This is a genomic window from Roseovarius tolerans (assembly GCF_900109855.1).
Lineage (GTDB): Bacteria > Pseudomonadota > Alphaproteobacteria > Rhodobacterales > Rhodobacteraceae > Roseovarius > Roseovarius tolerans.
In genome coordinates this window covers 14,469-37,451 of sequence record NZ_FOBO01000023.1, presented here as the reverse complement: position 1 = coordinate 37,451, position 22,983 = coordinate 14,469, and the positions used below count along the sequence as shown (strand labels likewise).

Genomic DNA, 22,983 nt, shown 5'->3' with positions numbered 1-22,983 from the left:
AATCTCCGTTTGTGGCGTTCAGAAGGATGGTTGTTATTCAGGATTGCGCAGATTCTGCGTCCGGCCCTGTCTGGGGTGCTCCGACGTCTCGGGGTGCCCGCGTTTCAGCAGAAATTGGTTTTTGAAATTCCTCAGCCCGGGCATCACCTCGGCATGGGCGATATCGGCGGCCTGATGGATATGGGTTTCGAGAAAGGTCAGGAATTGTGCCTGATCCTCGACCACGACTTCGACGACCAGATCACAGCGCCCGGCCACCCAAAGGATGTAGACAACGCAAGAATGCGGATCCAACCGCTCTGCGACCTTTGCCGGCGAACAGCCCGGTGCCATCCGAAGGTTCAGCATTGCGCTGGTGTGGTATTCGGTCGCGGCCGGATCGACGACAGCCACAATGCGTAGCGCGCCGCTTGCCTTGAGCCGGGCGACCCTGTTGCGCACTGTTCCTTCCGATACGTTTAATGCCTGCGCTATCACTGAAAATGAGGTGCGCCCGTCCTCTTCCAGAAACGCGATGATATCGCGGTTCAACTGGTCCTCTATCGGGTCTGGCGATGCGGGGCCGCCGGTATCCGGTGGACGGTTATGATGTGCAGCCTTACCGAACATGTCCTTGCGCCTTTGCGAAATCAGCCGGAGAAGCAATCTGATTGCTATGTATTTCGAACATTAGACAGCGCAATTATCGTGTAATCAACATTTATTTTCATAAATAATACGTAATTCGTATATTTTGACTGCGCACTTGCGATACGCGCAGGCGCCATCAGGCCGGGCCAAAGGCAACCGGCACCGGCTTGAGACGTCAAATCACCTTGCAAACGCCCCGAATCAGCGGGGGTGCATTCACGTCCGACATAAGATTGGGAGGATCAGCTCCAGTTGCTTTTGAGCAGAAACTGGTTTTTGAAGTTCTTGAGCCCCGTCATGATCTCGACCGAGCCGATATCGGACGGACCATGAATATGAGTTGTCAGTAACTGCATGAACGTCACATCGTTTTCGGCCACCACTTCGACCAGCAGGTCAAAGCGCCCGCTGACCCAGGCGATATAGACAACCTCTTCCAGCAGGCGCAGCCGGTGGGCCAGTGTTTCGGGGCTGCATCCCGACGAAGCCTTGATGCCCAGCATTGCCTCGGTCCGGTATTCAGCGGCACCCGGATCGGTGATGGCCACTATGCGTAGCACCCCGGCGGCGCGCATGGCCCCCACACGGTTTCGGATCGTGCCCTCGGATACGCCCAATGCCTGACCAATCTCGGAATAGGGCCGCCGCCCGTCACGGCGCAGCGCCTCGACGATCTTGCCGTTCAGGTCATCACCCAGCATCGTCAGGCGCTCTGTATGGGCCAATCGCGCGGTTTTTTCCACCTCGTCGGTGACGCTGTTGCTGCTCATCAGTTCCCTGTCTCTGGTGATGGAGTCATACGATCCCCGGCTTTGGCAATTACACGCAGCACTTGATGCTATGTCGGGGCCCTAAAGACAACCAATACTGTTAAGAACCCGCTAAAGCGTATGCTTTTCCCCCAACTGCGTTCAAAAGTAAACTGTGCTGCGCTCGGGAAATAGGCATCTGGACCACAGCTTGCCAGAAGTGACGATATCGCAGCAAGAGGCCCCAAAGCTACGAAAGCAGCCGAAAATATCCGTTGACATACGAATTCAGCATTCGATACTTGGGTATCGACGCCCACAGGGCTGTCCCCCAACAGGAGCACTCAAAATGGAAACCGCCGGACCAAAGACAAAGCCAATGCCGTTTGCCGGCGAATTCCGGGGGTACAAACAATCCGCCAAGGCCGAGGCCGATCTTGAGATCGCCTGCATCGGCGCGAATAGCTCAGGCGGCGAATATATGCGCCGGTTCTGGCATCCGGTCTATCTGACCGATGATCTGGGAGAATTGCCCGAGGCGCTGATGATTCTGGGCGAGGAACTGGTCCTGTTCCGTTACGGCGACGGCAGCAAGATCGGACTGGTGCACAAATACTGCCCGCATCGCCGCGCATCGCTGGAATTCGGCAAATGCGAGCCCAACGGCATTCGCTGCTGCTATCATGGCTGGCTGTTCGCGCCTGACGGCGAGATTCTGGAAACGCCCGCCGAGAATTCAAAGGCGGCCGATATGGTGCGCGAACGCACCCGCTTGGGGGCCTATCCGGTGATCGAATATCGCGGGCTGGTCTTTGCCTATATGGGCCCACCCGAGTTGCAGCCCGAGTTTCCGATCTATGACGCGTTCGAGCATGACGGCATGACCAGCGCCCCCTACAAGGCGCCCTACAAATGCAACTGGATTCAGGTGCTGGACGCGATCCTTGACCCGGTCCACACAACCTACCTGCACGGCCAGAACAGCCATCCGCAGTTTTCCGAGGGCATGTTGGCCAACGGCGTGCTGAAATTCTACGAGCGCAACGACAACCATTTTCTGGGATCGTCCACACGTCGCATCGGGAATAACGCATGGGTGCGCGTCAACGAATTGGTGCTGCCCAACTTCACACAAGCCGGGGCTGCCTATGCCGCAGATGGCACCGAGCAGCGCTATTTCGGGCGCTCCTGCTTTACCCGCTGGGTGGTTCCGGTGGATGACGAGAATTCCATGGTCTTTGCCTGGGCAAACTTTGGCGATCGCTGGGATCCGCATGAATACAACAACCGCGAGGGCCATGAAAAGATCGAGCAGGGCGAGATTCTGGACCGTCCCATGGAGGACAGAAAGCGCTATCCAGCCGATTCCGAAGCGGTGGAGGGTATGGGACCAATCTCGACCCACAAGGGCGAGAACCTGATGCCGACTGACCGGGGCATATCGCTGTATCGGCGACGCGTGCGCAAGCAGATCCGCGATCTGGTAAGCGGCACCGAGCCACCGCAGCCCAACCGCGATCATGGCCATTCGGTCAGAACCTACGGGCAGGACACCATTCTGGCCCTGCCGCCCAAGGGCGACAATGACGCGGCCTATCTTGAGAAGATCGGCGAAACGGTCATGCAGATGGAATTCGACGCCGAACATTTGTGCGACGCTGATCGCGATGCGCGCATCATTCAGCGTCTCAAGGAAATCGAGCAAAATGGACTCGGCTGAACACGGCTGAAAATCGGGAGACAACAGTGACCGTCAAAGTACATGTCAAAAACAATCGCTGGGCTGCGGGATCTTTCCCCAACACGCCCGAGGGCGAAGCCGTCTTTACCATCACGCAGGACAGGATCGACTCCGCTCTCGCCGACTTCCCGGATCTGGCCGGCAAGATGGATTTCAGGATTGACTGGGACACGGACAATTTCGAGACATCAATGGGCGATACGGATGTACTGCTGACCTGGAACCTGCCGACCAAAGGCTTGGGCGCGATTGCGCCCAAGCTGCGCTGGGTCCATTGCATCGGCGCAGGCGTGGAACATCTGTTGCCGCTTGACTGGCTGCCCAAGGGGGTGACCCTGACCAACAGCAAGGGCATTCATGCCGCCAAGGCGGGGGAATTCGGTCTGATGGCGGTGTTGATGCTGCACTCGCATATGCCGAAGATCATCACCAATCAGCGCAAGGTGATCTATGATTCGCTCTATGCCTCGCCAATTGCAGGCAAGACGCTGGTGGTGTTGGGCACGGGCAGTCTGGGCGGTGCCGGGGCCAAGAAGGTGCAGGCCCTCGGCGTGCATGTCATTGGTGTCAATCGCTCGGGCCGGGCCGTCGATGGCTGCGACGAGGTGGTGACCACCGCCGAATTGGACAAGGTTTTGCCGCGCGCGGATTATCTGCTGATCGCTACCCCCGACACACCCGAAACCCGAGGTCTGATGGACCGGCGCAGGCTGGACCTGATGAAACCCAGTGCTGGTCTGATCAATATCGGGCGCGAAGCGGTGATGGATTACGACGCCCTGTGCGACAAGCTGGAAGAGGGTAGTCTGGCCGGCGCTATTCTGGATGTATTCGATCCCGAACCGATCGAAGCGGACTCGCGCCTTTGGGCCACGCCGAACCTGATCATCACACCGCACGTGTCCGCCGATGATGGCGACGCCTATGTGCCAATGACGTTGGGTCTGTTCTTTCTCAACATGCGCGAGTTTCTGAAGGGGAAGCCCCTGCTGAATCCGATCCAGCCCGATCTGGGCTACTGACACGGCGATTGACCACCACGGGAGGAGACCACTTTGGATATCGGATTTATAGGGCTTGGCGTCATGGGCGCGCCGATGGCGGGGCATCTTGCGGGGGCCGGGCATCGCATTCACACCTGTCTGAACACCTCGCCTTTGCCGGACGCGCTGCACGGGGCGTCGGTCAAGGTTCTGGGCAGCCCGGCGGAAGTGGCCGCGGCCTGTGATACGATCATTATCATGGTGCCTGACACACCGGATGTGATCCGCGTGATACGCGACGAGAACGGGCTGCTGGAGGGGTTGCGCGAGGGCGCCTTGGTGATCGACATGAGCTCGATCAGCCCCATCGTTACCGCAGAACTGGCCGGACTGGTCGACGCCAAGGGGGGGCAGTATCTGGATGCTCCGGTGTCCGGCGGCGAGGTGGGTGCCAAGGCGCAGACGCTGACCATCATGGTTGGCGGGCCGCAACAGGCGTTTGACCGCGCCTTGCCCCTGTTGCAGCTCATGGGCAAAAACATCACCCTGATTGGCACCCACAATGGCGCAGGGCAGACCTGCAAGATCGCCAATCAGATCATTGTCGGGCTGAATATCGAAGCGGTGGCCGAAGCCCTTGTATTCGCCTCGAAGGCGGGTTGCGATCCGGCCATCGTCCGGCAGGCGCTGATGGGAGGGTTTGCATCGTCCAAGATCCTTGAGGTGCATGCCGAGCGGATGATCAACCGCACGTTCAATCCCGGTTTCAGGATCAAGCTGCATCAGAAGGATCTGAACCTCGCGCTGGAATCCGCGCGCGCCTTGGGTGTCGCCCTCCCTAATACGGCGACCTGTCAGGAGCTGTTCAACGCAGCCAGCGCCAATGGCCATGCCGATGCGGATCACTCGGCGTTGGTGCGTGCACTGGAAGCCATGGCCAACCACGAAATGGGCTGACGCGGTGACCCTGGGCTAGCATGTCCATGGTCAAACCTGCGGTGTGACAACAAAACGCCCGCCACAGTGATATGTGGCGGGCGTTTGCACGCACCCAGATGGGGTCAACTGTTCAACTCATTAATACTTTGTGAAAAACCCTGCTCACTGCCTTGTGTGAACCGCATATTGCCAGTGGTGGTAACGTCTTGAAAGTCCCCAGAGCGTGCCAAGGCAACGCTCCGGGGGTGATCTTACTTGGCAGCGTCACGCGCGGCGGCAATCCAGCCGTCAAACGTCTCCTGATTGGCGGCAATCCAATCATCGACATCACTGTCGATATCCTCGATCGAATCCTCGCCCGACTGCATCCGGTTGTTCTGGGCCGAGACGTCGTTGATCTCCAGAGTGGCCAGTTCGAACAGCTTTTCAGCGGCAGGGTTGGCATCCAGAAATTCGGTGCTGGCCAGAATACGCAATTCGTTCACCGGCCAGCCCAGATTGCGACCGTCAAACTCGGTGTTACCGCTCTGCCCGTCGGGCAATGACGTTTCCGGCACAGCCAGCCATTCGACATTTTCGCCCGGCACCAGAACACCCGACACCCAATAGGGCGTCCAAGTGTAATAAAGCACGGCCTCGCCGCCCTGTTCGCGTGCGATGGTTTCGGCGATGATGGCGTTATAGGAACCCTGATTGTGCGTCACCGTATCGCGCAGGCCATAAGCGTCCATGTGATGCTCGATCACCCGCTCGCAGCCCCATCCCGGAGGGCAGCCGGCCAGATCGGCGGTGCCATCCCCATTCGCATCAAACCGCTTGGCCTTCTCAGGATCCGTCAGATCACCAATACTGGTGATCCCGGCGTCATACGACGCCTTGTCGACCAGATAGCCCTGTACAGCGCCCTTGATCAGATGGCCGACGCGCCGCATCACCGCCTCGCCGCCGGATTCCTCAAAAAACGCTTGATGCAGCGGATCGTAATGCACGGTGGTGAAATCGCCGTCCCCTGAGCCGATGGCCAAGTGGATCGTCTGATATTCCACCGATTGCGGATCGCCGATGGTGTACCCCAGCGCTTCCAGCCCACGATAGACGATATGGTTCTGGAATCGCTCTTCCAGCAACGTACCCTCAATCGGTCGGACGGTGATCCCCTCTCCGGGGTTGTCCTGCGCCATCGCCGTGGTGGCGGCCAGCAAGCCAGCCGTGATCAAAATGGCCGTTCGGCCCAGTGTCCTGTTCATGTGTTTACTCCCTTTTCATTTTTATCCGGCCCCGTGATGTCTTGGAGTTTGCCCGCCTGAGCCGATGAACGAGCAGCAATTTGTGTAGCAGCCTTAGGACCGCGCATCGCGCGAAGGACAACACCGACTGGTCCCGCCTCCCACCAGTGTCGGTGGCCACGTTCGCGCCCTGTTTGCGCGACACCTTGCGAAATGCGGTCCAGCACGACAGCCAGAATGACGATGCCCAGCCCCCCGACAATGGCCATGCCCGCATCCAACCGCCCCATGGCCCGCAGCACCTCGTTTCCCAGGCCCTTCACGGCAATCATCGACGCAATCACTACCATCGACAGGGCCAGCATGATTGTCTGGTTGACGCCCGCCATGATCGTCGGCAGGGCCAGCGGAAGTTCAACCTTCAGCATGATCTGACGCGGGCTTGCGCCAAAGGCGCGCGCAGCTTCAACAACGTTACCGTCGACCTGCTGAATGCCGAGGGCCGTCAGGCGGATAAGCGGCGGCAGCGCGAAGATCACCGTTACGATGATGCCGGAAACGTTGCCAATCCCTACCAGCATGACAACCGGCACCAGATAGACAAACGCGGGAATGGTCTGCATCGTGTCCAGCACCGGGCGTAGCAAGGTCTGAAGCCGCTCCGACTTGGCCGTCAGAATACCCAAGGGCAGGCCGATGACCATGCAAACGAATACCGAACTCAACACGATGGCCAATGTGGTCATCGCAAGCGACCAGGCCCGTGGATCCAGCAGACCCAGTGCCACCAGCGCAACGACCACGATCACCCCGACACGCCGCCCGGCCAGTTGCCATGCTAACAGCGCGATGATCAAGATCATCACCACAGGCGGAATGGCCTGAAAAATATCGTCGATCCCGACGATGATATCGTTTATCGCTCGCTTTGCAGGCTGAATCGTATCGCGGTTGGCCGACGCCCAATCCTTGATGCCATCTGCCCAGTCGGCGATACCCAGATCGATCGCAGTGAATGGATCAAGCAAGTTTAAACTCTTGTCCTCTGCCATGTTCAGACCTCTGCCTCTTCCACAGACCGCCCCTGGATCCCCCTGATAAGGGCTTTCTTGGTTACAATCCCAAGAACCCGTCCATCGGCCTTGATTGCCAGGGGCTCGTCGGTTTCGATTGACAGTTCCGCCAGCCGGTCCAAAGTTGCGTCGGGGGCTGCGCTGAGCGCGCCATCTGCTCGATAGGGGCCGTTCTTCGCCTCCCACTTGGCCAGCGGTTCCATGATCCTCGCCGCAGTCACCAGATGCAGTTTCGAGATACCCGACACAAATTCGGCCACATAATCATCCGCCGGTTCGGTCACGATCTGTTCAGGCGTACCTGTCTGGATCAACACACCGTCCTTCATCACCGCAATCCGGTCGCCGATGCGGATCGCCTCGTCCAGATCATGGGTGATGAACAACGTAGTCTTGCGCAACTCTGCGGCCAGCCGCATGAACTGGGTCTGGAGTTGGCGGCGGATCAGCGGATCCAGTGCCGAAAATGGCTCGTCCATCAACAGGATATGAGGGTCGGCGGCAATCGCGCGCGCCAGCCCCACCCGCTGTTGCATGCCCCCTGACAGCTCATCGGGATAACGGTCTTCCCAGCCACCCAGTTCGACGTCATTGATCGCCCGATCGGCTACCGCGCGACGCCCGGCGCGATCGGCTCCTCGCACTTCCAGCGCGAAAGCCACGTTATCGCGCACGGTGCGATGTGGCATGAGCGCCATGTTCTGAAATACCATCCCGATCCGGGATGCGCGCAGTTCACGCAGCGCAGCTGCGTTCAGTCCGTTAATGTCGATACCCTCAATCAAGACCTTGCCCGCCGTTGGCTCGATCAACCGATTAACGTGCCTGATCAGCGTGGATTTTCCGGACCCCGACAGGCCCATGATGCAAAAAATCTCGCCCTCGGCCACCGAGAAGGACACATCCTTGACGCCAATGACACAGCCGAATCTTTCGCGCACCTCATCCTTGTCTAGGTTATCCTCGCAAATGGCCTCCATGGCCTCTTTCGCCTGATCGCCAAAAATTTTCCAGAGTGACTGACACTCGATCACACTATCTGTCGACGCTGTCATACTGCTATGCCGACAAGCCAGCCGGGCCTGTCACAGCCAAGTGCATGAGTTGAAGGGGCTATGGGGGAAGCAGCAACTGCCAGAATTTCGAACATCGGCGATCCAATCGGTCAAATTTGCAATATACCGCATTTAAATGAGTATGATCTACTGATTTCGTATGTCAACTCACATTCTGGTCCTCAAAACGTAGTTCTTGTTTTCTTGTATGCTACCTGACTTTTCTGCCTGTTTTTCTGGCAGATTGAGACCAATCTTTCGCGCCCAACGCCTTACGTCGTTGAGTTTTGCCGATCCAGAGTTTGGGCTTTCTGGTAAAATTATTAGAAATAGATTGGTCTCCGGGCTGCTGTTGATCGAACTCGGATGCTTTCCAGCCACCGCACTTGCACCCCCAGGATGCCCCTTCCAGCAATGCGCGCTTCCTTGGTGGATCATGAGGGATGCACGTCAAACCGACTGGCCAATGCGCGACGTTGCCCGGCGCGCTTTGGCCCGCTCGTTTGGCGACTTCCTCAACACTCATTGGAATCTATCGAAACATGGCCAACGCAGCTTTTCCAAACCCGTCATGCACTGCCTTCTGTCCACTCGTAGGACTCAGGTAATTTGAGACAATTCTGCTGTGCCTCAACCCCTAAGTCGCTACCCTCCAGAGGCGGAATCGCCCCTGCCCGGTCATCTCGCGGATAAGGCCTCGCGCTTCCATCCAGGCGAGGTTGCGCTGGACGGCGGCACGGCTGGCGCCGGTCAGGGTCTCGGCCATTGAAGCGGAGACGAGGGGCCATTCGGTCAGCACGGCGCGCAGGGTTGGTGGTGTCTTGCCCGAGAGCGGGGCCATCATGGTTTCCGCCCGCGCTGACCATGCCTCGATATCGTCGAGGTGCCGCATTGCGGTCAGGCATGCCGTCTCCATTCCGTCGAGCCAACGCTCCAACCGCTCAGCCGCTGGGCCACCAGCGCGCAGCCCCCCTGCCCCGCCCATCGCCAGCGGGGCAAAAACTGCGCCTGTCCCCTCGCTGGCTGCGATGCGTGCGGCGGTAACTGCGGCTTCCATCCGGTCGCCCTGTTGCCCGAGGCCCGCGAGGCTCCAGAGGTGAAACCCCATGCAGGCGCGCGTGATCGGGTGCAGGGCGCCGCCTTGCGCCATCACGCCCGTCCACCCGCCCGCGCGATCCGCGAAGGGTTCGGCTTCATCCGCCATGTTCTCAGGGTCACGGCGATCGAGGAAGGCGGACAGGTCCACCTCTGGGCCGGGACCACCTGTAAGACGCCGCACGGCCCATCCGACACGCGCGAGCGCCGCGGTGTTGTCCTGTACGCCGGACAAACGCATGGAGATCCAGAGCGCCAGCCGATCCGGGCCAATCCGGTCGCCCACAAACCAGCTGAGGTCTGCCGCCTCGATCAGCGCGAGCCTGTGCCGCCAGCCTTCCGGGCCACGGCGCAGCCGGTCATCCAGCGCGCCAATCCGGCCAGCCACACGGGCAAGACGGGCGGCATTGCCTGCCTCAGCGCGTCGCCAATCGTCGAGGACTGTAGTTTCACGCGGTTCTGCCCTTGATCCGGGCGGCAGATAATCCGGCTCCTCTTCCATCGGACCGGGCAGGAACCACAGGTCCTCCTCAGACGTCTCTTCAAGCCCCACGGCATCCACTAGAGAATCGTCAAAACTATCATACTGCGTAGATACTTGAGGCTTCATATGTGCAAAATACGGCACTTTTGCATTTTACCCAAGTGTTTTGTTAGGGTGCGCCTGCACACCTTATATAGCACGCGCGCGCGGTGGTCTGCGACATCTCTCTGATCACGCTCAGCGTATGTAAACCAAGGGGTTTTTGATGAGCAGCACCACAGAGCACGCCCTTGCATCTGTTTACAAACGGTCGTTTATTTGCGATACATTAAATTGCAAAAGGTCTGTTTTCATGCCCTTGATAGGCTACGCCCGCGTTTCCACTGAAGATCAGACCCCCCTGCCCCAGTCTGAGGCCCTGCAAACTGTGGGATGCCTAGAAATCCATGAAGAACACGCCTCAGGCGGCAATCGTGCGCGGCCGGTGCTTGCCCGCTTGCTGGAGCGCATTAGCAAGGGCGACACGCTGGTTGTCGTTCGGATCGACCGGCTGGCGCGGTCTCTCTCACATCTGCTGGAGGTGATCGAACGGCTGGAGGCCAAGGGGGCGTTCTTTCGTTCCATTCAGGACCCGATCGACACCGGATCCCCGCAAGGCAAGTTCACGCTTCAGGTTCTGGGCGCCGCGGCCGAGTTTGAGCGGGCGCTGATCCGCGAACGTACCAAGGCGGGGCTGGCGAGTGCCCGTACTAAGGGCCGGGTCGGCGGAAACCCGGGCCTACGCGCCCGCGATCCAGCAGCGCTACGCAAGGTGCGGCTCGCGCGCCAAGACGGCTACATGGAGCGGCTGAACGAGACGGCTCAAGACTGGGTGCCCCAAGTGCGCCGGTTGCGCCCCGACTTGGCCTGGGAAGACGTTGTGCGCATCATCAACGGCCCCCTGCCCGAGGCGCGTCGCTGGACCCAAAGCCGTCTCTTGCGCGCTGTGAAGGCCTATGTCCGCGACGGCTTCCTGCCTACCGAGGTGCTGGCCCGCGCCGGGCGCCGCGAAACGGACGATCGCCTGCCCGCCATTATTGCTGGCATAAAGGGCGCAGATCCCGACATCACGCTTCAAGCGATCTGTGAACGGCTGGAATCTATGCGCGAACGCACGCCTCGTGGCCGAACAAGGTGGCAGCCGTCTTCGGTGAAAATGCTGTTGGAGCGGGCGGAACGACTTGGCCTCATGCAGTACGAATCGAGCCAAGATCAGATGTAGCTTCTGACCCGAATCCAAAAAATTTCACCGGGAGAAAACTCCGCAGGAGGCAGAAAGTGCCATTAGTTGCCTGGGGTTAGCTGCTAATGCGCCAACTCAACAGAGTAGCGGCTCGATTCGGTTAGATCTGCATTTAATATATCCATATCAATGACTTGCTGAGTTTTTTATACGACAACACCTATAGGTGTTGTGGATAACTTTCACACTACATCTAGATTCTTCTTGCCGGACTCACTGGATCGTGGCATTCCCATTCTGACGGCAAAACGCGTCAGACACGCTGTACACCGTCAGAATGACTAAGAGCCTCAACAGAGGCCGAGAGTGGGCGGCAGGACATGGATGATCGTAACATTGGATACACGCAAGGCATAGGCTCTTCCGATATCGGAGCATTTGCCGACAATCTGGCTGAGTCCTTGGATCGCCAGATGAAGATCGCTTTCGAACCCGAAGAACGAAAGTCCCTACGCCGCTTCAGTTCCACCGAAGTCGCCGGCCTCCTGCGCGTAAGCACATCTAACCTGCGCAACCGGCACAAGGACGGCAGCTTCCCGGAAGTGCATACAGACAACCGCGGACACCGGTTCTACACAGCCCAAGAGATTGATGAGTTGCGCGATGTTCTTGGACGCACTGGAAAGAACGCAGAAAGCTACCGCCCAGGTCGACGTGATGGCGATCGTCTCCAGGTGATATCCGTCGTCAACTTCAAAGGCGGTTCATCAAAGACTACTGCAACGATTCATCTTGCGCAAAGGTATGCCTTGCGCGGTTACCGCGTGCTGGTCCTAGACCTCGATCCGCAAGCAAGTTTGACCACGTTTTTCGGCTTTCGGCCCGAGCTTGAGTTCGCCGATGGCGGCACAATCTATGATGCTTTGAGATATGAGGACCAAGTTCCTCTCTCGAACGTCATCCAAAAGACCTACTTCCATAAGCTCGACATGGTGCCCGCCGGTTTGATGCTCTCGGAGTACGAGACCGAGACCGCAAACGCTCTCGCCCGTCGCGTACAACCCATCTTTGCAGAGCGCCTCGCCTTGGCGCTTGAAGAGGTTGAGGCAAACTACGACATCGTCCTGATCGACTGCCCGCCTCAGCTTGGGTTTCTAACCCTGACTGCGCTGGCAGCCTCGACGGGACTATTGGTTACCGTGGTACCTGGCATGCTTGACATCGCATCCATGAGCCAATTCCTGAAGCTTGCTTCAGAAACGGTCAAGGCGGTGGAGGAAGCCATCGGTCGGCGTGTCACATGGGATTTTGTCAAGTTCCTGATTACCAGATATGAACCGTCGGACGGTCCGCAGACCCAAATGGCAGGCTACCTGAGATCAATTCTGGCAGGTCAGGTCATGACAGAGCCGATGCTGAAGTCTACGGCGATCTCCGACGCGGGGATGACCCAGCAGACCGTCTACGAAGTCGATCCAAGCCAATTCATCAGAAAGACAATTGATCGCGCCCTGACCAGCGTGAATGGCGTTGGCGATGAGCTAGAGCAGACGATCCAAATGGCATGGGGGCGTCGCTAATGGCCCGAAACATCTTCAACCAGCCTCCAAGGAATGAGACGGAGAGCGGAGCCCCCTCCCCTACCCCGCCAAAAGCGGCAAAGCTGCCGGGATCTGTTGGAGGATTGCGCGACTCTTTGCGCGAGATCACAGCAAACTCGATTCGCGATATCGAACCCGATCAGATTGACATGGATGGGCTGCGCGATCGGTTGGTGCTGGAAGATTCCAGTATCGATGAGTTGGCCGAGAGCATTCGCAAGCATGGCCAACAAGTGCCCATCATGGTCCGTCCATCAGCCCAACCGGACAGATACCGCATCATCTACGGCCGCCGCAGGCTTGCGGCGATCCGCAAGGTCGGTGGAACGGTCAAGGCAATTGTTCGAACCTTGGACGATGACGCATCTCTGATCGCTCAAGGCCAGGAGAACAACCTCAGGCTTGATCCGTCTTTTATAGAAAAGTCTCTTTTTATCAAAGAGATGCAAGAATCCGGGTACAAACCCGGTGTCATTCAAGATGCTCTAGGTCTGACCCGGCAAGGCGTATCCAACCACAGGGTCGTCATAGAACAACTGCCAGACGGTCTTGTTCAACTCATCGGGCCAGCACATGGGATCGGACGACGGCAGTGGGGTGAGCTAGCTGCCTTATCGGTGAAGGTAGATTTGGTGGACATCGCCAAAGAGGCGCTCGCCGCCCTGCCCGACGACACTCCTAGTTCCGAAAAGTTCCAAGCGGTCTACTCGGCTTGCTCGAGCAAAACACGTAGCGACAAGAAGCCGCCCAATCTTGGGCAGACTTCGGTCATCAATGATGAGAACGGCAGTTCATTGGGCACGCTGACAATCGATGAGAAGGCGATCGCTCTCAAGGTCACCAAGAAGGACAATCCAGAATTCGGCCAATGGCTCGAAGAGCACGCGGAAGCTACGCTTTTGCAACTCTTCGTACAGTGGCGGAATGAGAGAGGCTCTGGGTCCTAACCCAGGCCACACAGAGCAACACGAGCAGAGGAGAAAAGCGAAGACCCGAAAGAAAAGAGCCCCCCAAAGTTTCCCCTGGAGAGCCCTCATCATCTGATTAGCATCTTTGATGTAGCAACCTCCAGCATACCGGTCAAGAGTCACCGATTCGGTGGACTGATATTTTTTGCCTTTTTCCGCGAAAATTCGAGGAATGAGACGGGGAAGTTGTGGGCCGAACGGTCGTCGTGAACAAGCCATGGCATTTACAAAACTCTCGATCGAAGCGGCAGGTGCTGATGCAACCCGCGGCTCGTTTCCCCCATCTGAAACCGACGTCTGGACCATCTTCAGAGCCCTGAGAGATGCACGCAGCATGTTTGGTCTACGTCCTGGCCACATACAGACACTTCAAGCAATGCTCAGTTTTCTGAAACCTGGCCATGGCGAAACGGTTTTTGCGTCTAACAATTCACTTTGCCAGCGCGTTGGCGGAATCGACGAACGGACACTCCGGAGGCACATCAACCGCTTCGTTGAACTCGGTTTCATCAAGCGCAATGACAGCTCGAACCGAAAGCGCTACCGCGTTCGCTCATCCGGCGGGGAGTGCATCAGTTATGGATTGTCTCTCACCCCCCTGCTTCAACGTGCGAGCGAGCTTATAGCCATCGCGCAAGAGATGGAGAATAACCGGCGAGATCGGATATTTATTCGCAAACAGATCCTTACGAAGCTCGCCCATTTGGAAGAGCACGATCCTAGCAGCGCATTCATCAACCACGCACGGAAAGCTCTACGCAGGAAGCTGAGCCTCCCCGAATACCACGCTCTGCTCGCCGATACAGATGCAGAATGCCAGAGTTTGTCTACCCCAGATGACCCGCCTGAAACTATGGAATTGCCCGCCAATGACGGACAAACTGTCCGGCATCAATCTAAGTCTGAAGAAGAAAAAAAAGATTTAGATAGCAACATAGGCGATGAGGCCCTGAAACCAGACTTGCTGACCTCAGTCTGCGATCAGGCGACATCGTTCTCCACAGAGAGACTTAGAAACTGGTTTGACATTGAAAACCATGCTCGAACACTTGCACCCATGATGGGCATTCACCCAGAAACTTTCGAGAAAGCCAAGAATGCTGTAGGAGCTCAGAAAACGTCATGCGCGATCTTCATCATGCTACAGCTTGGAAAACGCATCAGGGATTTTGGGGCGTATTTTCACAGTATCACCCTGGGTCAAAGGCAAAACCAATTTGATCCATTAGCTTTGATCAAGCGACTGTCCGAAACCAATGAGCGAACTGTCTAATGTCCACCGCGGTGGACTTCGAACGAGAAGCGGCGCTTGTGGCAACCAAAACCGTCCAAACGCACCTAGCGGCGCGTGGAGGTTCTTCAGTTTATCTCAGACCAGCAGATGTCCACCGCGGTGGACAAGTGACACACGAGCAAGCCTTGATGAAAATCTCGCAGCTCATGGAAGAAATCGGCGGCCAGGCATTAAGCCCTACATCCCTAAAGTTATTATGGGAGGTCACCATCTCCAAAGAGGTTTGGAAAGAGCCGCTCTCGATAATCCAACGGAAACGCCAACCGAACTGGCGTCTTCGGCGAGACGGAAGTCAGGTATCCGGCGGCGGTCAGTTTACTCAGCGTGTTGCGAGCAGTACGCTCGGACGTCTTGAGCACAATCTGCGCATCGCCTCGTTCCAGTGCCCCATGCCTAAGAACCGCCGAGATTAGTTCCGGCGCTCGCTTGTCATCGATGGTATCTGCAACAAGACGACGATACCGTTGGTCCAGTCCGCCGAGATCGAACAATCTTGCTGAGAAGCTGATCTGGTCGAGCGTCACCTTTAGGAACCATTCACTAAACGTCTTCAGTGCCGCTTCTGACAGGTTCCCCCGTCCGTCGCGGTCTCCGCGACGTGGACTGTCGGCCAAATCCATCATCCGTTTGTACTCGCCCCGATCGGTTAGCCCTCGGGCCAGCCCACGTGATACGGACCAGAGGCCTTGGCCACCAATCCCCGCTGTGAGGGCCATGGCATGAGACATCAGTCTGCTGACACGGCCGTTGCCATCCGGGAAAGGGTGGATGTAGTTGAGCCGGTGATGTGCAGAGGCGATCGCGATGATCCGTCCGCTCGAAGACCGCGCCGCAATCTGAAACCGTTTGTCGAAATGGTCCATGAATGCCGCTACGCGCGACGATGAAGGAGGTAGGTGGCGCCCGACCGCAACTTCCCGATCGTCATCCTGGCGCATGCGTCCCGGAACGATGGGCTCTTGTGTTCCGTCGGGATGTTCGATGACCCGAAACTCGTCCGGCATCTCGTCGTAGAAGCTCTTATGGACCCATGCCAGGAATTCGATAGATGTGGGGCGGGGCAGGGTGCCCTTGCGATGCATCTCGTCGATGCCCCGTTGCACGATGACGTGCGCCCGGGCCTCAAGGGCGAGAGGACGGGTTTCTTCCTCAAGCTCGGCACCAGCCAGCGCCCTTTCGATGTCGCGGGGGCGCGTGTTGTGTCCTTCGATCAGGTTGGAGTAGTAGCAGTTCATCACACGGACGAGATCGACAAGTTCGGCTGCGCTGTCAGGATGCAACCCTTGTCCCAGCCCGGTGGCTTCCCTCTGGATGTCGACCGAAAGGTCTGCCAGTTCTGTAGGGATATGCTCCTCGAAGAAGCAGGGTTCGATCCTGGCGGGTGTTTCCAGCATTTTGCCGATCTTCCATGTTTGCAAAGTAGTTGAAAAATAAACACATTTCGTACTTTCAAGCAAGGTTTTGCCGATATGCGTTGCCGATCTTGCCTGCCGATCTAGAATTGCTGCATGAAATCAATGGCTTCGGCAGATGTGCCCCCCTTTTCGGTTTTGTTGTGTGCCTCCGGACTCGGTGAAAGTGAAAGTGTTCTTTGGGTTTTGTGACTGACGGATGAGGGCCTTTGGGGTCCCTCCGATGGGTCCGGGCCGGGTTTCGGTCTGCCGTTCCTGATGAAGGGCATTCCCATGCAAACAGGTATCTTGCGCGTTTTGCGCGCCACCGCTGCCTCGTGGTGGCGGCATAGAGAGCTGCGCCGAACCGGCCAGACGGGGCAGGCACAGCGGCTCGAACGCGAAACCGTCCTGCGTGATCTCGGCTATCTCAGGCAGGCGGCGACATTGCCGAATGCCTACGTGATCTGCGGAGAGGGCGGGACATTCATCCATCTCGGTTGGACCACCGTGTCGAGTTTCGCGCCGATCGAGCGCTTTCCCTTGGCCACTCTTGCGGTCGCACGAGGGACCCCGTTCATCGATATCCGACCCGTCACCGATGCCATCGCCTTCGCAAACCTGCCGCGGGTGGCGCGGGACGGATCGGTCGATCCTGACCCTTTCGGTCCCGGCAGTCCCGTCTCACTGACCGCCTACTTCGACATGGTCGAAGCCCTCGGTGCGAGGATCACAAACGATCCGCGCACCCGTTGGTCAACCTGATCTTCATTCCCTCTCAACAACACTCGAAAGGAGGCCAGCCATGGCCCGATCCCGCACGCCCAAATTCGATGCCTCCGAGGTCATCACAAACGAAATCATCCGCATCATCGAGCGCGGCGTCCTGCCCTGGCGCAAGCCATGGACCGCAGGTGGCAGCTCACGTCCCCTGCGCGTGGGCGGTGAACCCTACCAAGGGGTGAACAACTTCCTGCTGACCATGCGGACGGTGATGGTAGGCCATAGCTCGCCCTTCTGGATGACCATTCCGCAGGCGAATGGCCTCGGCGCAAAGGTGCGCAAGGGCGAGAAGTCCTCCGTCGTGGTATATTATGGCCAAAGTCGGAAAAACGCGGGCGGCGAGGACGACCGCAGCGACGGCGGTGATCGCTCCGAGGAAGCCCGCATCTTCCGCTTCCAGAAATCCTACCGCGTGTTCAATGCCTGCCAGATCGAGGGCCTGCCCGACAGCTTCTACCCCGACCCGGAGCCCGCGCCCGAGCATCCGCCGTCCGAGCCGATCCCGCAGATGCAGGCGTTTTTCGATGCCATCGACATCACGACCGTCTTCACGGGGACGGAAGCCTACTACCTGCCGCCGGTGGACAAGGTCTACATGCCATCGATTACGCGGTTTCAGGATCCGCGCAATTTCTACGGGGTTTGGGCGCATGAGTTGGCCCATGCCACGAAAGCCCCCCATCGACTGAACCGTGATTTCGGGCTCTCGAAGTTCGGCAACACGTCCTATGCGCGCGAAGAGATCGTCGCGGAACTGACCTCGGTGTTCCTTGGGCAAACGCTCGGCTTCACGGCTCATACGCTCGAGATGAATGCTGCCTACCTCCACAACTGGTTGCGCGTCCTTCGGTCGGACAAGGGCGCGATCTTCCGGCACGCCGCGGATGCGCAGCGCGCCTGCGACTACCTGATCGCCAGATCTCAGGCGGGTAGGGCAGGGGGCCGCGCCGAGGCCGCCTGACTATCTCATTGCTGCGAAGCGGAGAACGGCAGGTTCGAGCCCACATTGACCGATGCTGCACTTTGCACCAACGGTTGCTATCGTTATGCTTCGGGCAACGCCTCTCCAGTGATGTAGGTATAAGACCCTCGCACCAATGCAAGCACCACGCCCAATTCGGCTTCGGTGAGTGGGGTATAGATCATCACGAAACCCTCCCAACCTGCGCGCTGATTGGCCCAAGGGTGAGCGACGGCCCAACCAGCCTCCACCGCGGCGCGGGCTGTGTCCGGGTGCAACGAGGCATGTAGGCTGCCGTCGGGGTGAAGATGCGCAAACTCTCGGCCACCAACGATGGCCTGCGGTTGTGCGATCGAGACCTCGCCCGTCAGTTGAAACCCGACGGCACCGGGGAGTGATACGCGGGTCGCCCCAAGAACAACTCCGGGAAAGTCGGCGACCTGACGCAGCATTTCCTCCGACAGTTCCGGGACCGGCTGAATGCCAATCTGGACATGTGGCACGCCGCTCGTCGTTTCCGGCCGCGCACCATCGCGCATCGGGAACGCCACATTTTGGGCGGAGGCGGGTGCCGCAGCCGCGAACAGCGATACTGCGGCCGAGACATAAATCAGGTTTCGAAATCTGGGCATCTCTCTCTCCTTCACATCTCGGCCGCGGCGTTGATCCGCGTGCCTAGGTTGCATGAAAGGCTTGGCTGACGGCAAAGCTGTCCTCGAACCAGTTCCACAGCACGACCTGTCCGTCGCGCACCTTGGCCCGCAAAGCAAAGCTGAACTCATCCGTTTCCGCGCCAGAGCCTGTCAGCAGCAATTTCATCCGACCAAACACGGCCACCGTGTCACCGGAGGCAAAAGCGTCCTGGTTTTCCCAGTGGGTCACCTGAACATTCTGTGAGAACGTGCCAAGGAAGCCAAAGATCGTCTCCTTGCCTTCCCAGGTGCCGATCCATGGCAGGTCAGGGTCGCCTTCGTTCTGCCAGACCATGTCATCGGCCATGAGCGTGCCCATGGTCTCCATGTCGCCGCCGCCCATGGCCCCCATGAAGGCCATGACCGTGTCAAAAGAGGCTTGGGTTCCATCGTCGGCGGTCTGCGCGGTTGCCTTCGCTGAAAGGGCAATCCCGGTCGCGGCGGCTGCGGATGCCGCAAGAAGGTGTCGTCTGTGCATCTTGATACTCCTATTGGGGGCTGAGATCACCGGCCGGACAGCTGCTGAAGTGCGCTGGCCCAATCTTCCACGTGGTAAGTGCGCACAACCACGCCATCGTCCAACTCGTGGATGTCGATGGTCAGGATGTCAAAGCTGCGACCTTCACCATCCACGCCAAAAAACGGGCCGGTCGGTGTTCCCGTCGCGCGGCTGCGGACGGTCACGAAATCGCCGTCCTGATGCATCGCCTGCACGGACCAGTCGAGATCGGGAATGAGTTGGCTGAAGAACCCCATTTGGCCTACAAACTCATCGCGGCTCTCGTTTTCACCGGAATAATTTCCGACGCTTTCCCAGCTCTCGGACGTCGCGCCAAGGAACGCCGCAACATGGGTTTCTGAGCCGGGATTGCTGAGCAGATCGTAGAAGGTTTGCACGGTGGCCATGTCGTCTGCGACTGCACTGGTTGCGATGGCTGTCAGGCCAAGCGAGGCCGCTGCCAGAGTTCTTTTGAAAGCGTTCATGGGTGTATCTCCTGGTCGGTCATTGACGGCGTCGCAAGTTCTGCGTGCCTCCTGCCACCAAGATGGACAAATACTGATACCTGCATAAGATAGGATAGATAGATTTAACTGTTCGGATATCTGACACTATGATCGACCGACTGCGCCAGATGGCAATCTTCGCAAAGACGATTGACCATGGATCATTCCGTGGTGCTGCGCGGGAGCTGCGGCTGTCGCCCTCGGTGGTCAGTCACCATACCTCGCAGCTTGAGGAGAGCCTTGGCGTCGCGTTGATTTATCGCTCGACCCGAAAGCTGACTCTGACGCCCGAGGGCCACAGGCTTCTGGCTGCAACGCACAAGATGCTGGAGGCCGTCGAAGGCGAGCTGGCTGATCTGTCGGTTTCCGCAACTGCGCCAAGCGGTGAGCTTCGCGTCACTATTCCATCCGTTCTGTCACACTCGCCTTTCACAGAGCACATCGCGGCCTTTTCCAAGGCATACCCTCGGATCAGATTGCATCTGGATTTCTCGGACACACGACGTGCGCTCATCGACGACGGCTTCGATATTGCGATCCGTATGGGGCCGAAGGCAAAAAGCTCCGCGACCTCGCGCAAACTGTTTTCGGTCAAGCGCAAGTTGGTCGCGTCTGCTGAATACCACTCGTCGCAACCTGTTCCTGCTGATCCCAAAGACCTTATTGGCTGGGATTGGCTGGCACTCACGCCGGTGCACAGCGCGCCCATCGCATTCAGCAAAGCGAGCGGAAACAGGGAAAGCATCAAGCCGGAGCCCCAGGTCTTTGCCAATGACGCGCAGGCTCTCTATCGGCTGGCCCGTGCAGGCGCGGGGCTTGCCATCGTTCCAGACTTCCTGGCGGATGCCGATTTGGCCTCTGGGCTCATGCAGAATGTCCTCCACGACTGGGAGTTGAACGCGATCGAAGTCTTTGCCGTCTGGCCGGCCAATGCCCCAAAGCATGGTCTTGTTCACCTGTTGTTGGATGCTTTAACCCAGCAGAAGACTTGAACCTGCCATCGATGCAGCCGCAGCGAAAGCGCAGTTTGTCCGCTGAGCTGACTTTCGCAACTGTTTGGGCCTTGCAGGTCTTGTCGGGGGTCTTCCGCCAGGCGGAAAAGAAAAAGCGGGCTTTGGGAAGGGTGTTTCAACTTCTCAAAGGAGAGCCCCATGACCAGTACCGCTCAATCCCGGACAGACCGCCCAGATCCAACCGTGATCGCCGCGCAGAACGACGCGTTTCGCAAGCTCGCCTGTCTCGGTGTGCCGCCCGCGCAGCCCATCCAGGGCCGCATGCATGTCACCCGCTCGCTCATGGAGGCCGATGACGGTTTCATGGCCGAGGCGGTGAAGGCCACGGGCGCATTTGATACCTTTGAGCCGGAGAATGACCCGGAAGGATGGCACGATTTCGGGGCAGTCGAGATCCGGGGCGAGACTGTGTTCTGGAAGATCGATCTCTACGAGGCGGATTCCGACTTCCGGTACGGTGCCGAGACCCCGGACAATCCCGCCACGACCATGCGCGTTCTGACCATCATGATGGCGCGCGACTGGTAGGGCAGGGGGCACCCCCAAACCTGAAACCTCAAGCGATGAAGGCCCGCTGCCCCTCAAAGGGAGAGCGGGCCTTTTGTCGTGGTGATCCCTGAAGCCGGGGATTGGTCACGCGCGAGAACGCGCGGGCCACAGCTCACCCATCTGGAAGGATATCCCATGACCACAAGCTTTGCCCCTCTCACCGTCGCGATTGGCGATCTGACAGCGCACCCCGCCAATGTGCGCAGCAACTCCCCGGAAACCTATGATCCCGAGAACATCGCCCATCTCAAAGCCAGCATTGCCGTTCTGGGTCTGCTCCAACCGCTGCTCGTCCAGAAGCTCGATGGCAAATACGCTGTGCTCGCCGGCGGCCGGCGCCACGCCGCGTTGAAGGAACTGGTCGCTGACAAGGCTGCCAAGGGGTTCACGGCGAAAACTAAGGTGGACTGCCGCCTTGTGCCGGAGGACTGTGACGTCACCACGGCGCTGTCGCTCGCCGAGAACGTCACCCAGGCGCCGATGAACGCCATCGACGAATTCGAGGCCTTCGCCCGGATGATGGAGGTCGACGGCCAGACGCCCGAGACGATCGCCAAGACCTTCGGCACGACCGTTGCCGCCGTCAAAGGCCGGTTGCGCTACGGCCTGATCCACCCTGATATCCGCGCCGCGGCCCGGGCCAAGGTGATCACGCTCGACACGATGAAAGCCTTTGCCGAGCACCCGAGCCAGGAGGTGCAGCGCGAGGTCCATGAGGCGCTCACGAAAGACGGCGGTTATCTGCAGGCCTACACTGTCCGTCAGGCGCTCAAATCCCGCGGCGTGCAGGTCAGCGACGATATCGGGGCCTTCGTGCGCGAAGACTACGAGGCACGCGGCGGGGCCATCGCGGCGGACCTTCTGGAAGAGCATTCCGTGCTCGAGGATGCGGCACTGGTCGAGACCATCCTGCTCGAGAAACTCACTGCCGCCGCCGAGGAGGCCCGTATGAGGCTGGGCTTTGCCTGGGCCGATGCGATGGTCCGCTATGATTACGCGACCATGGCTGACTACGGCCGCGTCTATCCCGGCCCGATCGAGCCTGACGAGACCGCCCAGAAGCGCATCGATGAGATCACCGCCGAGCTCGAGAGGTTGCAGCTTGAGATGGAGGATGAAGGGCTCGAGGACGATGCCTACAACGCCCTTTACGAGCGCGTGGACGCCTTGGAAGAGGAAGCCCGCGACCTGCAGGAGGCCTATAGCGCAGAGGACCTCGCCCGCGCTGGTGTGATTGCGTCGTGGCAGGGTGGGCAGATCACGCTCCATGTTGGCCTCGTCCGCCCGGAAGACACAGTCAAAGCCGAAACCACGCGCAGCGCCTCAGGCAACGCGACGGGGGAGGAGGCGCCCGACGCCGGCGAGATCACCTACCCGGCCTCTCTGGCCGAGGACCTCAAGACCGAGCGGGCCATGGCGCTCGGGGCCGCGATGGGGTTCTGTCGCAAATTTGTAGCTGAGTTGAGTGTAGGCTTGCACTGGACATAATTATGCTGCGAGCTGAGCAAACTGCTGAAATGCGGTCGAGC

21 protein-coding genes and 1 pseudogene are annotated in these 22,983 nt (G+C 58.7%); 12 read left to right on the top strand and 10 right to left on the bottom strand.

Annotated features, from left to right (window positions below):
* Positions 1 to 33: 33 nt before the first annotated feature.
* Both BMX04_RS17200 and BMX04_RS17195 read right to left on the bottom strand, forming a co-directional pair.
* Positions 34 to 609: an Lrp/AsnC family transcriptional regulator gene (locus tag BMX04_RS17200; protein ID WP_244888580.1), complete on the bottom strand. Its 576-nt coding sequence runs from the start codon at positions 607 to 609 to the stop codon at positions 34 to 36.
* Between the two features lie 263 nt (positions 610 to 872).
* Positions 873 to 1,400, bottom strand: coding sequence for an Lrp/AsnC family transcriptional regulator (locus tag BMX04_RS17195; RefSeq protein WP_083398222.1), 528 nt, complete (start codon positions 1,398 to 1,400; stop codon positions 873 to 875).
* A 358-nt stretch (positions 1,401 to 1,758) separates the two neighbouring features.
* Between BMX04_RS17195 and BMX04_RS17190 the strand changes: the two genes are divergently transcribed.
* The 3 genes from BMX04_RS17190 to BMX04_RS17180 are packed head-to-tail and all read left to right on the top strand — an operon-like array spanning position 1,759 to position 5,060.
* The gene (locus BMX04_RS17190; RefSeq protein ID WP_074788100.1) at positions 1,759 to 3,099 is read left to right on the top strand and encodes an aromatic ring-hydroxylating oxygenase subunit alpha; all 1,341 of its coding nucleotides are present in this window, start codon (positions 1,759 to 1,761) and stop codon (positions 3,097 to 3,099) included.
* 26 nt (positions 3,100 to 3,125) lie between these two features.
* On the top strand, positions 3,126 to 4,142 hold the full coding sequence (locus BMX04_RS17185) for a D-2-hydroxyacid dehydrogenase (RefSeq protein WP_139194607.1): 1,017 nt from the start codon (positions 3,126 to 3,128) through the stop codon (positions 4,140 to 4,142).
* 33 nt (positions 4,143 to 4,175) lie between these two features.
* Positions 4,176 to 5,060: a 2-hydroxy-3-oxopropionate reductase gene (locus tag BMX04_RS17180; RefSeq protein ID WP_074788098.1), complete on the top strand. Its 885-nt coding sequence runs from the start codon at positions 4,176 to 4,178 to the stop codon at positions 5,058 to 5,060.
* A gap of 233 nt (positions 5,061 to 5,293) precedes the next feature.
* Here the strand turns inward: BMX04_RS17180 and proX are convergent, their stop codons facing one another.
* The 4 genes from proX to BMX04_RS17160 all read right to left on the bottom strand — a co-directional run bounded on the left by proX (position 5,294) and on the right by BMX04_RS17160 (position 10,101).
* A complete protein-coding gene (gene proX / locus BMX04_RS17175) occupies positions 5,294 to 6,289 on the bottom strand; it encodes a glycine betaine/L-proline ABC transporter substrate-binding protein ProX (RefSeq protein WP_074788097.1) in 996 nt (331 codons plus the stop codon).
* Positions 6,286 to 7,320, bottom strand: coding sequence for an ABC transporter permease (locus BMX04_RS17170; RefSeq protein ID WP_074788096.1), 1,035 nt, complete (start codon positions 7,318 to 7,320; stop codon positions 6,286 to 6,288). Before BMX04_RS17170 ends, proX begins: the two co-directional genes overlap by 4 nt.
* A 2-nt stretch (positions 7,321 to 7,322) precedes the next feature.
* Positions 7,323 to 8,396, bottom strand: a complete 1,074-nt coding sequence (locus BMX04_RS17165) for a quaternary amine ABC transporter ATP-binding protein (RefSeq protein ID WP_074788095.1) — start codon at positions 8,394 to 8,396, stop codon at positions 7,323 to 7,325.
* A gap of 637 nt (positions 8,397 to 9,033) precedes the next feature.
* A complete protein-coding gene (locus tag BMX04_RS17160) occupies positions 9,034 to 10,101 on the bottom strand; it encodes a hypothetical protein (RefSeq protein WP_074788094.1) in 1,068 nt (355 codons plus the stop codon).
* Between the two features lie 226 nt (positions 10,102 to 10,327).
* Between BMX04_RS17160 and BMX04_RS17155 the strand changes: the two genes are divergently transcribed.
* The 4 genes from BMX04_RS17155 to repC all read left to right on the top strand — a co-directional run bounded on the left by BMX04_RS17155 (position 10,328) and on the right by repC (position 15,039).
* Positions 10,328 to 11,236, top strand: a complete 909-nt coding sequence (locus tag BMX04_RS17155) for a recombinase family protein (RefSeq protein ID WP_074788093.1) — start codon at positions 10,328 to 10,330, stop codon at positions 11,234 to 11,236.
* 341 nt (positions 11,237 to 11,577) lie between these two features.
* Entirely contained in the window at positions 11,578 to 12,777 is a 1,200-nt protein-coding gene (repA, locus tag BMX04_RS17150; protein WP_009807965.1) for a plasmid partitioning protein RepA, read from the top strand.
* Complete coding sequence (gene repB, locus BMX04_RS17145; RefSeq protein WP_244888579.1) at positions 12,777 to 13,745, top strand: plasmid partitioning protein RepB; 969 nt, start codon at positions 12,777 to 12,779, stop codon at positions 13,743 to 13,745. Before repA ends, repB begins: the two co-directional genes overlap by 1 nt.
* 238 nt (positions 13,746 to 13,983) lie before the next feature.
* A complete protein-coding gene (gene repC / locus BMX04_RS17140; RefSeq protein WP_074788091.1) occupies positions 13,984 to 15,039 on the top strand; it encodes a plasmid replication protein RepC in 1,056 nt (351 codons plus the stop codon).
* Between the two features lie 215 nt (positions 15,040 to 15,254).
* On the opposite strand, the gene BMX04_RS17135 is transcribed toward repC, so the two are convergent.
* The gene (locus BMX04_RS17135) at positions 15,255 to 16,454 is read right to left on the bottom strand and encodes a Fic family protein (protein WP_074788090.1); all 1,200 of its coding nucleotides are present in this window, start codon (positions 16,452 to 16,454) and stop codon (positions 15,255 to 15,257) included.
* A 291-nt stretch (positions 16,455 to 16,745) separates the two neighbouring features.
* Between BMX04_RS17135 and BMX04_RS17130 the strand changes: the two genes are divergently transcribed.
* Together BMX04_RS17130 and BMX04_RS17125 are read left to right on the top strand one after the other, a co-directional pair.
* Entirely contained in the window at positions 16,746 to 17,216 is a 471-nt protein-coding gene (locus tag BMX04_RS17130) for a hypothetical protein (RefSeq protein ID WP_244888578.1), read from the top strand.
* 40 nt (positions 17,217 to 17,256) lie between these two features.
* Positions 17,257 to 18,195, top strand: a complete 939-nt coding sequence (locus tag BMX04_RS17125) for an ArdC family protein (protein WP_074788088.1) — start codon at positions 17,257 to 17,259, stop codon at positions 18,193 to 18,195.
* An 83-nt stretch (positions 18,196 to 18,278) separates the two neighbouring features.
* Here BMX04_RS17125 and BMX04_RS17120 read toward each other — a convergent pair whose 3' ends face one another.
* The 3 genes from BMX04_RS17120 to BMX04_RS17110 are packed head-to-tail and all read right to left on the bottom strand — an operon-like array spanning position 18,279 to position 19,871.
* A complete protein-coding gene (locus BMX04_RS17120) occupies positions 18,279 to 18,827 on the bottom strand; it encodes a luciferase domain-containing protein (RefSeq protein ID WP_074788087.1) in 549 nt (182 codons plus the stop codon).
* A 43-nt stretch (positions 18,828 to 18,870) separates the two neighbouring features.
* Entirely contained in the window at positions 18,871 to 19,365 is a 495-nt protein-coding gene (locus BMX04_RS17115; RefSeq protein ID WP_244888577.1) for a nuclear transport factor 2 family protein, read from the bottom strand.
* Positions 19,366 to 19,391: 26 nt separating this feature from the next.
* Positions 19,392 to 19,871 (bottom strand): ester cyclase, encoded by a 480-nt coding sequence (locus tag BMX04_RS17110; protein ID WP_074788086.1) that lies wholly within the window; start codon positions 19,869 to 19,871, stop codon positions 19,392 to 19,394.
* A gap of 128 nt (positions 19,872 to 19,999) precedes the next feature.
* On the opposite strand from BMX04_RS17110, the gene BMX04_RS17105 reads away from it, so the two are divergent.
* The 3 genes and pseudogenes from BMX04_RS17105 to BMX04_RS17095 form a co-directional block, all read left to right on the top strand.
* The gene (locus BMX04_RS17105) at positions 20,000 to 20,884 is read left to right on the top strand and encodes a LysR family transcriptional regulator (RefSeq protein ID WP_074788085.1); all 885 of its coding nucleotides are present in this window, start codon (positions 20,000 to 20,002) and stop codon (positions 20,882 to 20,884) included.
* A gap of 159 nt (positions 20,885 to 21,043) precedes the next feature.
* On the top strand, positions 21,044 to 21,433 hold the full coding sequence (locus BMX04_RS17100; protein WP_074788084.1) for a DUF3768 domain-containing protein: 390 nt from the start codon (positions 21,044 to 21,046) through the stop codon (positions 21,431 to 21,433).
* A gap of 156 nt (positions 21,434 to 21,589) precedes the next feature.
* Positions 21,590 to 22,888 (top strand): annotated as a pseudogene (locus tag BMX04_RS17095) (ParB/RepB/Spo0J family partition protein); the annotation flags it as partial.
* Between the last annotated feature and the right edge of the window lie 95 nt (positions 22,889 to 22,983).